This is a genomic window from Proteiniclasticum sp. (assembly GCF_032054185.1).
In the GTDB taxonomy this organism is placed as follows: Bacteria; Bacillota; Clostridia; order Clostridiales; family Clostridiaceae; genus Proteiniclasticum.
Map to the genome: position 1 here is coordinate 1 of NZ_DAMBTF010000013.1, position 14259 is coordinate 14259.

Sequence of the window (14259 nt, forward strand, 5' to 3'; positions counted from 1 at the left end):
AGGGCGTTTCTAGCTGTTTCAGCTTCTTCCAACTGTCAAAGTCGGGATTATAGCAAATATTATACGAAAGTTAAAATCGGATTTCGATATTCAGGAATAAAGAGTCTGTTTTCTGGTAAAATGTTTGAAAGAAGGTGGTGTGAACATGATCTATATCATAATGGGTCCTTCGGGATCGGGTAAAACAGAAGTGGGAGAGCATCTTAAAAGCATCGGTATGAAAGAACTCGTGTCTCATACGACAAGAGCCCCAAGATCCGGAGAAAAGAACGGAGAGGCTTATCACTTTGTCGACGAGGAAAGATTCATGCAGGTGGATAAAGTAGAAGAAAGTGTATATGCAGGAAACCGTTACGGCGTGTCTCGTGAAGAGGTCACGAGAAAATCCTCTGACGGAGATGTTTTTGCGGTCACGGATATAAACGGGGCTATGGCATTTAAAAGGATATATAAGGAAGAGGTCAGAATAATCTATATTGACGCATCCCCCGGCACGTTAAGAAAACGGATGAAAGAAAGAGGAGACAGCCGAGAAACCATCCGAAAAAGATTCCAGAATTATATTCGGAATGAGGAGACTTTTAACCGTTTTTTCGCGAATATTGTCATCGATAATAGTTATTCGAAAAGAAGGCTTATCCGTTCGATAGATTATGCGCTTAAAGTCATAAAATAAGTGCCAATTTAATGATATGTTAAATAGTTTCCTGTATTCAGATGGAAATGACATTAATTATTTATTCTCAGTTCCGTTAATGTTTAATCTTCGTTAACAAAAAAGCGGAAAAATTCTGCTAATATGGAGATAAGCAAGGAGGTGGACGTTATGGGAAAAGTCTACAGAACCATTTTATTTTTATCTGCAATAATTTTTAATTTTGGTACACTGGTATATGCCAGCGAAGAACTTTCAAAATCATCAATGGTTGAATCGACAGGTGACGTCTACAGACAGGCTTTTTATGCAGCGGCTGCCACCATGCTGGTCATGGGTATCCTGTGGCTCATTATATTTCGACCAAAATTTAAGAGTTCCAATGAAGAGTTTTAAAGCAAAGTTAATAAACTTGATATAGAATGAGACCTGAGTGATCAGGTTTTTTCTTATGTCCGTAATTACGGAAGCGAATATCCTGATTCAGATGAGTTTAATGAAGAATGGAAACGAATAGGTGATAGAGTGGAAGACCGTTTGAAGTTTCATGGAAATGAAAGAGTGAAGAGAGTACAGGAAATCAGAAGGCGAAATCGCCGAAAAAGAAGAATATGGACCGGACTCATCCTTACCGTTGTGATTGTGGTTTTTGTGACCGTTATGGATCAGAACGGGTTATTTGATATGTTTTTTAATAAGAAAGTCAGTTATACCGGAAATACCGAATATATGGAAGTGAAATCAGAAGACGGCAGCGTTTCGAGGAAAGATCTGATTGCCCTATCTCAGATTCTCATCAATCATCCATTTACGCTCGGACAGGAGCAGCTTGTTGAGGGCAAGCCATCTGGACCCATGGGTTCAGGAGGATTTGTCGACTGGGTTTATCTCAATCTTACCGGTGAAGCCCTAAGCGAAAGAAGCACCGAAGCGGGCCCTGTATCGACGAAGATATGGCACAGTTCATCACCCGTCATGGAGTCCGAGCTTAAGGTTGGTGACATCGGATTTTCCATGATTCCTGAGGGCAGCAAAGTGAATCACATCGGTATATATATCGGAAAAATTGATGGAGAAGATGCATTTATCCATGCCGGAGGTGTACAATATAAGGCGAATGGACTGGAAGATGGCAGAATCGTCATTTCGCTGAATAATACGCTGAAAAGAAATAACAAAGACATGAGCGGAGGAAAGTTTTCTCCTTCAGCGCCGTCAACTCAGTTTGTATATTATAGAAGACCCAACATAGAGTTCAGAGATTAATTCAGAAAGGTGTGAGAGAGTTTGTATAAAAAGAGAGATATGATCACAAAAGTTGTTGCAGCCATTATTCTTCTTGGTCTTGTGGGATCAGTATTTGCATCGATTTTAGTTTAATGTGAATGAACGCGCAGATGAAGCCGGGCAGTAAGGTCGTATACCTTTCTGCCCGGCTTTTGCATCCGATCATATCAAATTCGTGTTTACTCTGCCCTTGTGTCGCTGGGGAAGACAAGGCCGATCTTTTTTCGGATTTCATCCATAACCTCATGAACGGAAATCGCCAGCTTTTCATGATTGATTTTGGAAAAGGATTTACCGGACCTGATGGTCTCTACAAATTCAGCTGCTTCATAATACATATCCTCTCTGAAGGTAGATGGAGCTAGCACTTCCTTTGTCCCGTCTCTCAGAATAAGAGTGATTTCACCGGGACTTCCGATTCTGTCGATGAGGATGCTGCCTTTTTCTCCCTGGATTTCTGAAGGGAGCTTAGAATCGCTGATTTTTGAATGGATGACTACAGCTTCCATATCCTTATACTGCATAAGTACGGATCCTGACCCGTCTACTCCACCATCTTCAAGTATTGTGCCCACAGCTTTAATGCTTTCGGGTACACCGAAGAGATCAATGAGGGGATAGATGCAGTAGATCCCGATATCCATCAGTGAACCGTTGGAAAATTTCTTCTGAAAGGTATTTACGTACTCCCCGCTTTTATGACGATCATATCTTGAGGAATACTGACAGTAGATCCCCACATATTTTCTGATTCTGCCGATTCTATCGAGATTCTCCTTGAGCGTCAGATACGCAGGCATGGTGAGAGACTTCATGGCTTCCATAAAGACAAGACCTTTTTCTTCGGCAAGGGCGATGACCTCTCGAAGCTCTCTGGAATCTGATGCGGCTGATTTTTCGACAAGCACATGCTTTCCATGTTCAAGAAAAAGCTTTGCCTGAGGTGCATGCATAGCGTTCGGGCTGGCAATATAAACTGCATCGATGAGATCTGAGCCCGCGAGCTCTTCGATATCTGTGAAGCAGGGAATATCCTCACCGTATTTTGAAGAAAGCGCATTTCCTTTTTCAGAACTTCTTGAATGCACTGCCGCTAGACTCATCAAGCCTGTTTTCAGTGCACCCTTAATGAAGGCATCCGTTATGAAACCTGTACCTACTGTTGCAAATCGGATCATATCAACAACACTCCTTTTATCCTCTGATCAGTAATATCTTTATTGTTCTGAATCCATTATACATGAGAGAAGAAGAGATTGTATAATGCAAAAGATTTGCGGTTTTTTCACAGTAGCGTCATAGGGGGTTCAGAGATTAAGCTTATACTGTAATAATGAAGGAGGATGATGATTTTGGACAGCATAGTGAAAATCAACTATATACTGGATATTCCATTCAATGATTCACTGAAAAAAGAGTACGATGATTTTCTGGATGACACAGGCAGAATCAATGACGGCTACAAAAATCATATCATTGAAAAACTCTTCAAAGAATCGGTGAAGGATCTGATTGACGATGTACGTAAAGACTACCCTACTTTTGACGGCAAGTTTGTTCTGGAACTGAGAAACGACCGGGTCAAAGGGATATTCAAATCCTCTTATCAGGTAAAGGGATCGATGGACGAGCCGCTGAGAAGAGAATTTTTCGAACGATTCAGGAAGCTCACAAACAGTGACGATCTGAGGGTGGAAATCAATCTGAACTGCATGATTTAATAGAGAGAGTTAAAACTGCTGTGACCTATATCGGCACAGCAGTTTTTATCGTTCATTATACTTCCATTTCAATGAGCTTTTTCAGTGACTCCACAAAAGCACCGTCATCCTCAGGTGTCCTCTTCCTGATTTTTGAGTAGATACGCTTGTCTTTGCGCATCTTCTGATTGATGTGTCTGCGATCAAGAAGGGTCATGATATTCCCGTTATGGATGATGAGGCCATTCTGATTGAGAATATGAGCTTCCCTTGATAGTGCCATCGCGGCAAGGCCATAGTCCTGTGTGATGAGGATATCATCTTTCCGGATATGGTTTGCGATATAGTAGTCTGCCGCATCATTGGAGATATCTACTGTTACGATATCCGCGTAGTCATCTTCTATGACATGAGCATAATTTTTGACTACAGTTACTGGAATTTTCCGCTCCATGGCCTTAGTTATGGTGAGTTTCACCACGGGGCATCCGTCGGCATCGATAAAAATACGCATGTTTTTTCTCCTAAGTGAATCTTTTTTACTGATCTGACCGCCTAGCGGCTGTGGTTTTCATAGTACCTGAAAAGGGAACTGTGGTCATCATTGCCCATACCTTCCTCGCTGAGCTCCTTATACATACCCATGACCATCTCAGTTACAGGCATATCCAGGTCCAGCTTAAGACCTGTTTTCAGGGCGTTTCGGAGATCCTTGATATGAAGATCCACCTTAAAGCCCGGTCTGTAGTCCTCATTGAGGATCTTGGGAGTTTTTGTTTCAAGGACTGCGGATCCCGCCGAACCTCCTCTTATCGCATTGATGACATTAGAGAGATCTGTTCCGGATTTTCTGCAGAGTATCAGCGCTTCAGATAGAATCGCAAGATTTCCGGCAACGATCATATTGTTTGCCAGTTTGCAGGTGTTCCCGCTGCCTAAAGGTCCTACCAGAACATGGGAGCTGCCCATTGCCTCGAATAGAGGGATTGCGCGATCAAAGTCTTCCTGTGTTCCTCCAGCCATAATGGCCAGGGTTCCCGCAATGGCACCAAGATCTCCGCCGGATACAGGAGCATCAAGCATATGGATGCCTTTTTCAGCCAGTTTTTTGCCAACTTCAATAGAGACTTCAGGCAGTATAGAGCTCATATCGATATAGAGAAGTCCTTCAGCAGCGTGGTGTAGAACACCATCCTCGCCGATCATGACGTTCCTTACATCCGGTGAATCAGGGAGCATGGTGATCAGTGCATCAACACCTAAAGAAGCATCACCGATGCTTTTCGCGGCAGTTGCGCCCATAGAGACAAGTTCCTCCACAGAACCCTTCGAACGGTTGTAGACCTTCAGTTCATGACCATTTTTCATGAGGTTTATGGCCATGGGTTTTCCCATGATACCAAGACCGATGAATCCGACTTTCATGCTTATCACATCCTGTAATTTATTATGATCTTATATAAAAGATTATATCACAGACCAAATTCAAATAATCATATCCTCAGATCATGCTCCTTCAGATATTCTTTTGTCACTTATGTGTCATGATATTGTAACCCGCTGGGCAGTGGACTTATCTATAATTCAATCTAGGTTACTAATTAAACATTTTGGAGGATATCATGAAAAAGAAACTACTAGGCGTACTGTTATCAGGCATTATGATTCTTGGTCTTGCGGCCTGCGGTGAAAAAGCAGATGAAGGACCTGCAAATGAGGAAGTCAATGTTCCGGTTGAAGAAATCGGAGACAAGATTCTTGAGGAGCTTGAATATGGCTCGATGATCGAACTGGACGATGAAACTCTTAAGCAGTTCTATGAACTGGATGCATCCATATTGGAAGAATATGATGCCAACATTCCTATGATGAACGTCACCACCCAGGAGTATTCGGTATTCAAAGTGAAGGATGCAAAAGATGCCGAAACAGTGAAGAATGCCATCGACAAACGTGCGGCTGCAGTTCAGAAGTCCTTTGAACAGTACCTGCCGGATCAGTATGAAAACGCAAAGAACTATTATGTGGAAGTAAACGGAAAGTATATCGTATTTGTCATCCATACGGATGTCGAGAAGGCGAAGGAGATCTTCCAGGGATACTTCAAATAATCAGACCATTAAAGTGAGAAAAGCTTATATTGAGGTATAAGCTTTTTATCACTTATCAGATTTTTAAGCACCTGCAATAAGGAGAACGCTATGGTTTTTTCCAGCGCCACTTTTATTTTCTACTTCCTGCCCATCACCATCCTCATCTATTATCTTGTTCCGATGAAGGCGAAAAATGGAGTTCTGCTTCTTTTTAGTCTGTTTTTTTACGGTTTCGGTGAGCCGGTTTATATTCTGATCATGATTCTGTCTATCCTGATCGACTATTTCAACGGTCTGCTGATTGAAAAGTACAGAAACAGGAAAATGCTTCCGAAAGTGTTTCTGACGGTTTCGGTTTTCGCCAATCTTGGGCTGCTCGCTTTCTTCAAGTATGGAGATTTCTTCATCAGGAATGTGAATGAGATATCCGGAAGCAGGTTTTCCCTGCTCAATGTGGCGCTGCCCATAGGAATCTCGTTTTTCACTTTCCAGACCATGTCCTACAGTATAGATGTTTATCGGGGAAACACGAAAGCCCAGAAAAACATCATCACATTCGGTGCCTATGTCTCCATGTTTCCGCAGCTTATCGCCGGTCCCATAGTCATCTACAAGGACGTGGAAAGACAGCTGTCTGATCGGGTCATGAATATAGAGAAAATCAGGGAAGGCATATTGCGGTTTGTACTGGGACTAGGAAAGAAGGTGCTTCTTGCAAACAGCATCGGAGCACTCTGGGAGGAAATAAGGTTCATACCGGCTGCAGAGCTCTCTCTGGCATCTGCATGGATAGGTATTATGGCCTTTTCGCTTCAGATCTACTTTGACTTCAGCGGATATTCTGATATGGCCATCGGTCTTGGAAAGATCTTCGGTTTTGACTTTCTTGAAAACTTTGACTATCCGTTCATCTCAAAGAGTATAACGGAGTTCTGGAGAAGATGGCATATGAGTCTTGGCAGCTGGTTCCGGGATTACCTGTATATTCCGCTAGGCGGGAACAGAAACGGTACACTGATTTCTTTGAGGAATATCGTGGTGGTGTGGCTGCTTACCGGTTTCTGGCACGGCGCAGCATGGAACTATGTCCTTTGGGGTGCGTACTTTGCTGTAGTGCTTATTCTTGAAAAGTATGTTCTGAAAAACATTCTTGATAAGATGAGCGGTTTCTTCAGAAGGCTTTATACCATTCCGGTCCTTCTGATCAGTTTTGCAGTTTTTGCCATGGAAGAGCTCCCGCAGCTTTTCTCCTATCTCAAAGTCATGCTGGGACAGGGCATGATCATGGATGAGGTTTTTCTTTCTTACCTTTCCCGTTATGGAGTGCTCTTCATCATTCTTATGGTCTGTGCGACACCATGGCCATACAAGATGTTCAGGGCATATACATCGAGGAAGAATATTACGGGTGAAGCTCTTTCAGGAGCTGTACTTACCCTAGTATTCATACTTTCTGTATCCTTCATCATCGATGGCGCTTATAATCCGTTTCTTTATTTCAGGTTTTAAGGAGGAGAAAAAAATGAACTGGAAACATGACAGAAAGCTGATGATTTTCATGCTTCTCCTTCTATTTATTCCTCTGTCAGGAAATCTTCTCTTTCAGCCGAAGACTTTTTCCGCGCTGGAAAACAGAATGCTTTCTGATAAAGTTCTGTGGGATAAGGATCTTCTGAAATCAGGAGTTCTTGCAGAGAGAGTGGAGCGCTTTGTTCAGGACCAGTTCCCTTTAAGAGAGATCTTCATCAATCTCAAGTCCGATGTTCAGGTCGTTCTTGGAAAAGAGGAGAATAACGGCGTGTATCTCGGCAAGGATGACTATCTGTTTGAAAAGGCGAAAAAATATGACGAGAAAATTCTCAGGGAAAATATTGATGCGGTAAATGAACTGAATACCAGGCTTGAGGGGAAGCTTAATGTCCTTGTGGTTCCTCCGTCATCCCTGATCAATGATGACAAGCTGCCTGCTTTTGCGGACACGGAAAAAGAGAATACCCAGTTTCAGTACATTCAGAATCATCTCCAGATGGAAGACAGAACCGATCTTCACTATCTTTTTATGATGCACAAGAAGGAGAACGTCTATTTCCGGACAGACCATCACTGGACACAGTATGGTGCCTATCTTGCCTACAGAGAACTTATGAACAGTTTTTCCATGACACCTGTGGACAATACAGATTTCACTGTGCATAAAACCTCCGGTTTTCTCGGCACTTATTATTCTAAATTCAGAGGCAGCTTTACAGAGCCTGAGGAGTTTGTCCTCTATGAATCGGAAACAGCGGATCTTGAGGTAGAATATATTGGAGAAAACAGGGTTGAGAATCGGGTCATCTTCAAAGAGAATCTCGATCTATACGATAAATACAAGGCTTATCTTGATGGTAATTATCCTCTGATCAGAATCAGGAACGCCAATCAGAAAAATGACAGGAAGATCCTGGTGCTTAAGGACTCCTTCGCCAATGCCATGGTTCCTTATCTTTCGGAGAGTTTCAGCGAAGTCCATTATCTGGACCTCAGGTATTACAATCTGAGTCTTAAAGAGTATATCGAGAAAGAGCACTTTGATGAAGTGATTCTCATCTATGGGATGAACAGTTTCGGAGAAGAGACAAGTCTTAAAAAACTTGCCTATTAAGATTAAACGAAACCCATGGTTTTCATAAAGCTCCACTGATCATTCTGCATTCTGCATGTTATGATAGAGGAAAGAAATCTTAGGATCATAAATGTTATTTCAGAGGAGAGTGAGAAATGGAAAGTATATTTCGCCCATTTAAGAAAGTGCTGATTTATGCAGCTTTTACGCTGATGATTCTGTTTATTGTTTTTGCAGTGAACCAGGCAGCGCAGATCTATACACTTGCAGGAGGTGTTCATCCCTACCTTGGTTACGCTGCACTTGTCCTTGTGGGTTTCGCCTTCGCCCTGATCCTCGTTGTGCCGCTTTATGGACTGCTCACTTTGAGGAAAAGGCCTGAGATGCCAAAATCTGTCGATGATCCGAAATTTGATGCTTATGTGCAGACACTGAAATCAAGACTTAAGACAAACCCCTATCTTCTGGGGCAGGGATTCGTCTTTGATGAGCATGGAGAACCCAAGATTGAAGTCATGCGGGCTCTGGCACTTCTGGATGCTGAAGCGACGAAACTCGTAAAAAAGGGTGCATCCTCGGTGTTTCTCACAACGGCCATATCCCAGAATGGAGCACTGGACAGCATTTTTGTGATTTCAAGCCTTATGCGTATGATCTGGGACGTTTCGCATATCTATAATCAGAGACCGGGTTTCAGGGAAATCGCGTATCTTTATGGGAACATATCTGCGACCGTACTCATGGCAAGAAGCGTAGAGGACCTCGATCTGATGGACGATCAGCTGGAGCCTGTAATTGCATCTATCCTAGGTGGAAGCCTTGGAAGTCTTATTCCCGGAACAGTCTATGTAACCAATCTGCTCATCAATTCCATCACTGAAGGAAGTGTCAATGCACTGCTTTGTCTTAGGGTAGGTGCCATGGCGAAAAGATACAGCGGAAGTCTTGTGGATATCGACAAGGCAGTGATGAGACGTTCTGCATCCATGGAGGCCATTGGACTCCTTGGGGGCATAGTCAGGGACAATACCACTTATGTGATACATGCTTTCGGCAATGCGGCCAAAGGTGCGACAAGAAAAATTTTCAGAAGAAAAAACGATGCTCCGGAAAACTGAAATCTCAGTCTCTCATCATATATGGGAGACTTTTTTTTGAGTAAATGAAAAACCGTTAATCCGAAGAGGGTAAATACAGTTTAGAAGGCTGAAATTTCACATCATCCTTGCGAATGGATAAATGGCCATTATGCCTGGGTTACAGCAGATTACAGTATTTTTTGTTACCGGTCTGTGGTATTTTTTCTTTGCAGAGTGCTAGAATGATAAGACACTAAGAGGTGATGACATAATAACCAAATAAGGAGGCATATGCCATGAAAGCTTCTGATTTCTTACGCAGGGTAGTTGTCTCATTGTTCTGTCTGGTTATTTTGGGCACATTCATCGGTATACATCGATCTGATTCAAATTTATTTTCCGCGAGAGAGGAGACCGTTATTGCTGGAGCTGCTGAAACGAAGGTCACTACCGCAAACCTCAATATGAGAACAGGTCCAGGAACCGGTTATGGCGTCATCATGGTCATTCCTAAAGGAGCTCAGGTCAGTGTCAGCGGGTATTCGGGAGATTGGGCGAAAGTCAGCTACAGCGGAAAGACCGGGTATGCTCATGTCAGCTACCTTAAAAACCCGGCAGCTGCCGTACGTTATGCGACAGGGAACCTCAATATGAGAACGGGACCGGGGACATCCTATCCTGTGATTCTCGTCATCCCTAAAGGAGCGGAGGTCGGCGTGCTTGACACAAGCGGTTCATGGTATAAGGTAAGCTACGGCGGGAAAACGGGCTATGCAAGTTCAAGCTATCTCACTGCTTCTCCATCCGCTCCCTCGCAGGAGGGTTCTATCCGATATACGACAGCAGATCTGAACTTAAGGACAGGTCCATCAACAGCCTATCCGATCATAGTCTCCATGCCTAAGGGTTCACAGGTGACCATTCTCGACACAAAAAATGCATGGCCGAGAGTAAGATACGGGACTAAAGAGGGCTATGCAAGTCCGAGCTATCTCTCCACGTCGCTGCCGTCCACTTCCCCGAATGTTTCGCCGGCGGTTGTCATCAATAAGGGAAACAGGAGCTCTTCAGTAAAAAGAATCGCACTGACTTTTGATGATTATGGAACTGCTGCTCAGGTCAGATCGATTATGAGTTCTCTGGAAAACTATGGTGCAAAAGGTACTTTCTTTCCTAACGGTGATTTTGTGAATAATAACCCATCGCTGATTAAAGAAATGGCCAACCGAGGTCATTCTGTACAAAGTCATACCTATGCCCACAAAGACCTGACGACTTTAAGTGATGCTGAAGTCAGGAATCAGATGAAACTTTCAAAAAATGTCATCTATAATGCCACGGGACGATACCCTGTACTGCTCAGACCGCCTTATGGTGCCTATGATTCCAGAACGAAGACCATAGCCGGTCAGGAGGGGTACAGATATCTTGTTCTCTGGTCCGTGGATACCAGCGACTGGGCCACAACGAGAAACGGTGTGACGATTACAACAGATTATGTCATCAGTACTGCGGTAAATAACGCCTCTCACAACGGGATCATTCTTTTCCACATGCATTCGAATAAGACCGTTTCCGGTCTGCCGACGATACTGAAGCGCCTAAGAGATGCAGGATATCAGTTTGTCACAGTCAATGATATCGTAAACTGAGCCGATGATAGAATTTCTGACCTTAATCCTCTGCCTGGCAGAGAATTTTTTGGGATGATGAAAGGACAGCTTATAAGCAGACCTTAAACTGACACCATAGATTAAATAGAGAAAGAGAAAAAAGGAAGTGCTGATGGATGGTCATAATCGTAACCCCTTACTCGGCTTTTTGACAAGACCGTAACTGTTTTGTCCAGCCTGATTCGGTAAATGCAGTGATTAAAAAAAGAACCGACATCGGCGGCAAGGGAATCAATGTTTCAAAGATGCCTTCATGAACTTTCATCAGTCAGAAAGAACTAAAGCATAGGAAAAAGGTGCCGGTAGAAACCTGAGAGTCAGCAGGTTTTACCGGTACCTTTATTTTTCCCTAGTCGTCAGTTGAAAATACTGAAATCCACATCCAGAAGGGGGTAGCTTCCGCTTCTGTCATCAAAGTGCCACCACTCACTGGGGAGTCCTGTGAATCCCGATTCATTCATGATCTTTTCCATGTACTTCATATTTTCCCTTGCAGAAGTGTCACTTCCGGCATAATTTCTGGATGCTTTTTCTGAAAAATCATCGTAGGCAGTCGGCATGAGAAGCTCTTTCCCTGAGGAATCCACAAGGGTGATATCTACAGATGCCCCTCGGTTGTGAACTGAACCTTTGGCCGGGTCTGCCACATATTTCGGATCAGGAACCAGTGCCCAGAAGATTTCCTGAACTGATCTGGGTCTGTAAGCATCCCAGACCTTGATCCGATAACCGTCCTTTTCAAATCTTTCATTGGCTCTTTTCAGTTTAAGCGCAGTTTCCAGTCGAAGGAGCGCTTTTGCACCTGAAGGATACACTCTTGTATGTGTAAAGTTATCCTCTGTGGCGTATTTAAGATCGACCACCACTGAACCATCAATATCCTTTACTCTGACCAGGCTCTTATGGATGAAAAGTTCCTTCTTCTTCTGTTCCTCGAGAAGTGATTCCTGTGCCTGGTTTTTCTCATGCTGAAGAATCTTAAGAGATTCTTCAGCACGCTCATTTTTTTCCGCGAAGGTCTTAAGCAGAGTTTCTGAATCTGTCAGCTCTTTCTTTATGCTCTCCAGTTCCTCCGCAAGGGCAGTGCTGTTTTTTTCATGCTCTTCGATGGAAGCTCTGAGAGATGCAATTTCTGTGTTCAGATTTCTTTTTTCGTCAGTCGCTCTATATACCAGAAAGACGGCGAAAAGAAGTAAAAGTGAAATCACCAAAGTGATTATTTCATATCGTTTATTCGAGAACAGTTTACGTTTCAAATCTTAATCCCCCCAAGCTGTAGTATAACGGTTCAATATGCACCATTACTTTGTTCCATGTTATATCAGAAACGATTATAATTTCAACATATTATTTTTTGAAAATAACTATTGCTATATCATCATAATGTTTGTTATAATCTATAATTGTGAATAATATGGGTTCGGCGAATTTAACAAACACTGTAACATTATGAGATGTAGTATTAACATTTTATGATATCTATAGTATAATTGAATTGGTTAGAATGATTTCACTAAAATGACTATAACAAATAGCGAATATAAAAAAGGAGACTATAAGATGAAAAACAAAGACGAGAAGACAAAGATACTCTTCACAATGCCTGTTGAACTGAAGGAAGAACTTTCAAAGGAAGCAGAGAAGGATTTCAGATCACTCAACAACTACATCCTTTGGGTACTCTTAAACAGAAACAAATAATATCTCAATATGATAGAGTTGTTCATGGATCAGGTGAAAACCTGATCCATTTTTCTTATGAAGAAAATTCCTTTTATAGATCTGTCTCTTAAATAACCTGAACTAACGGTTCTATAAAGCTTTCTATAAGGGATATGAAATATAATGAGCTTAATGATATTTGGAGGCTGTAATTTATGAAAATCGAATGGAACAGAAAGTATACGACAATAGCCGTATACGCTTTTATAGTGCTGGCATCTGCAGGACTGTTTTTTATTATCCTGTCAGGTCTTAGTGAATTCACCCTTGCCATCGGCAGTTATATTTCGATTCTATATCCCTTTCTCTATGGCTTTGTCATCGCCTATATTCTCAATTTCTTTATGGTTTTTGCAGAGAAATGGCTGAATAAGACGACTTTGAGAGAAGTGAGGTACAGAAAGTTCAGAAAAGTGCTGGCCCTTGTTCTGGCTTATTTTTTTGCTGCGGCATTTATTGCCCTTTTTCTGGCATTCATTCTTCCTCAGCTCATCTCCAGCATCACAGGACTTGTGAAAGAGCTGCCGAGGTACATTCAGAATATCAGTGATTTCATCAGTCAGCTTTCAGAGACTTATACATTTGATCAGAGAATCGTGGAATTTCTCAATGAAAGATGGATCGAACTTGGTGATGCTCTGAACAATCTTGCCAAAGATCTTCTTCCGATGACCCTGGATTTTCTGAGAAATACAGCCATGTCCATCTGGAATATTTTTCTTGGCATTGTCATATCTCTTTATCTGCTCGCCGATAAAACAAAGTTTGCAGCAACCGGTAAAAAGGTCATTTACGGACTCCTTACCCCTTCGCATGCAACTAAAGTGCTGGAGCTTCTGGGACGCACCCAGCGTATATTCAGCAAGTTCCTTGTGGGAAAGGTTCTGGATTCTCTCATTGTCGGCATAATTGCCTTTGTAGCACTGAGCATCTTCAAGATGCCTTATGTCATCCTGATCAGTTTTATCATAGCAGTGACGAACATCATTCCGTTTTTCGGACCTTTCATCGGTGCCGTCCCTTCTTTCATCATCATATTCTTTGTTTCCCCTATACAGGCGTTATGGTTCCTGCTGTTTATATTCCTGCTGCAGCAGCTGGATGGCAACTATATCGGACCTAAGATTCTTGGCGATTCTCTCGGGATATCGTCCTTCTGGATTCTTTTTGCGATTCTTGTGGGGGGTAAGGTTCTTGGATTTGCCGGTCTTATTGCCGGAGTGCCTCTATTTGTCCTCATCTATTCCATCATCAAGGAATATGTGGAAATGAAGCTGAAAAACAAAGGGATGCCCGAATCCACAGATGCCTATGAAACAGATGGATACATCGAGCCGATTTATAAGGCGGAAGAGTAGAAGATATTCAAATATGACATAGAACGGTCACTAAGGAGATCACTTCATTGCATGATGAGGTGGTCTTCTGCTTTATGTACGGATTCA

15 protein-coding genes are annotated in these 14259 nt (G+C 42.5%); 11 read left to right on the forward strand and 4 right to left on the reverse strand.

Annotated features, from left to right (window positions below):
- The first annotated feature begins 145 nt into the window (after window positions 1-145).
- The 3 genes from RTX25_RS08645 (at window position 146) to RTX25_RS08655 (ending at window position 1921) form a co-directional block, all read left to right on the forward strand.
- On the forward strand, window positions 146-676 hold the full coding sequence (locus RTX25_RS08645; protein WP_312652757.1) for an AAA family ATPase: 531 nt from the start codon (window positions 146-148) through the stop codon (window positions 674-676).
- Between the two features lie 150 nt (window positions 677-826).
- Entirely contained in the window at window positions 827-1051 is a 225-nt protein-coding gene (locus RTX25_RS08650) for a hypothetical protein (RefSeq protein WP_312652758.1), read from the forward strand.
- A gap of 129 nt (window positions 1052-1180) precedes the next feature.
- Window positions 1181-1921 carry an NlpC/P60 family protein gene (locus tag RTX25_RS08655; RefSeq protein WP_312652760.1) on the forward strand — a complete coding sequence of 247 codons (741 nt, stop codon included), beginning with the start codon at window positions 1181-1183 and terminating at the stop codon, window positions 1919-1921.
- Between the two features lie 200 nt (window positions 1922-2121).
- On the opposite strand, the gene RTX25_RS08660 is transcribed toward RTX25_RS08655, so the two are convergent.
- Window positions 2122-3120, reverse strand: a complete 999-nt coding sequence (locus RTX25_RS08660) for a Gfo/Idh/MocA family oxidoreductase (protein ID WP_312652762.1) — start codon at window positions 3118-3120, stop codon at window positions 2122-2124.
- 174 nt (window positions 3121-3294) lie between these two features.
- On the opposite strand from RTX25_RS08660, the gene RTX25_RS08665 reads away from it, so the two are divergent.
- Complete coding sequence (locus tag RTX25_RS08665; protein ID WP_312652764.1) at window positions 3295-3663, forward strand: hypothetical protein; 369 nt, start codon at window positions 3295-3297, stop codon at window positions 3661-3663.
- Between the two features lie 55 nt (window positions 3664-3718).
- Here RTX25_RS08665 and RTX25_RS08670 read toward each other — a convergent pair whose 3' ends face one another.
- Together RTX25_RS08670 and RTX25_RS08675 are read right to left on the reverse strand one after the other, a co-directional pair.
- Window positions 3719-4156, reverse strand: a complete 438-nt coding sequence (locus RTX25_RS08670; RefSeq protein ID WP_312652765.1) for a DUF188 domain-containing protein — start codon at window positions 4154-4156, stop codon at window positions 3719-3721.
- A gap of 41 nt (window positions 4157-4197) precedes the next feature.
- Window positions 4198-5067 (reverse strand): 2-hydroxy-3-oxopropionate reductase, encoded by an 870-nt coding sequence (locus RTX25_RS08675; RefSeq protein WP_312652767.1) that lies wholly within the window; start codon window positions 5065-5067, stop codon window positions 4198-4200.
- A 197-nt stretch (window positions 5068-5264) separates the two neighbouring features.
- On the opposite strand from RTX25_RS08675, the gene RTX25_RS08680 reads away from it, so the two are divergent.
- From RTX25_RS08680 to RTX25_RS08700, 5 genes are all read left to right on the forward strand, one after another.
- Window positions 5265-5753 carry a DUF4358 domain-containing protein gene (locus RTX25_RS08680; RefSeq protein ID WP_312652768.1) on the forward strand — a complete coding sequence of 163 codons (489 nt, stop codon included), beginning with the start codon at window positions 5265-5267 and terminating at the stop codon, window positions 5751-5753.
- A 90-nt stretch (window positions 5754-5843) separates the two neighbouring features.
- On the forward strand, window positions 5844-7244 hold the full coding sequence (locus RTX25_RS08685; RefSeq protein WP_312652770.1) for an MBOAT family O-acyltransferase: 1401 nt from the start codon (window positions 5844-5846) through the stop codon (window positions 7242-7244).
- A gap of 13 nt (window positions 7245-7257) precedes the next feature.
- Window positions 7258-8379 carry a DHHW family protein gene (locus RTX25_RS08690; protein WP_312652771.1) on the forward strand — a complete coding sequence of 374 codons (1122 nt, stop codon included), beginning with the start codon at window positions 7258-7260 and terminating at the stop codon, window positions 8377-8379.
- Between the two features lie 116 nt (window positions 8380-8495).
- Window positions 8496-9458, forward strand: coding sequence for a DUF697 domain-containing protein (locus RTX25_RS08695; RefSeq protein ID WP_312652773.1), 963 nt, complete (start codon window positions 8496-8498; stop codon window positions 9456-9458).
- A 257-nt stretch (window positions 9459-9715) separates the two neighbouring features.
- Window positions 9716-11071, forward strand: coding sequence for an SH3 domain-containing protein (locus RTX25_RS08700; protein ID WP_312652775.1), 1356 nt, complete (start codon window positions 9716-9718; stop codon window positions 11069-11071).
- Between the two features lie 377 nt (window positions 11072-11448).
- Here the strand turns inward: RTX25_RS08700 and RTX25_RS08705 are convergent, their stop codons facing one another.
- A complete protein-coding gene (locus RTX25_RS08705) occupies window positions 11449-12348 on the reverse strand; it encodes a M15 family metallopeptidase (protein ID WP_312652777.1) in 900 nt (299 codons plus the stop codon).
- A 304-nt stretch (window positions 12349-12652) separates the two neighbouring features.
- Here RTX25_RS08705 and RTX25_RS08710 point away from each other — a divergent pair, with 304 nt between their 5' ends.
- Both RTX25_RS08710 and RTX25_RS08715 read left to right on the forward strand, forming a co-directional pair.
- Window positions 12653-12793: a hypothetical protein gene (locus RTX25_RS08710; RefSeq protein ID WP_312652779.1), complete on the forward strand. Its 141-nt coding sequence runs from the start codon at window positions 12653-12655 to the stop codon at window positions 12791-12793.
- A 176-nt stretch (window positions 12794-12969) separates the two neighbouring features.
- Entirely contained in the window at window positions 12970-14172 is a 1203-nt protein-coding gene (locus tag RTX25_RS08715; RefSeq protein ID WP_312652781.1) for an AI-2E family transporter, read from the forward strand.
- Window positions 14173-14259 lie beyond the last annotated feature (87 nt).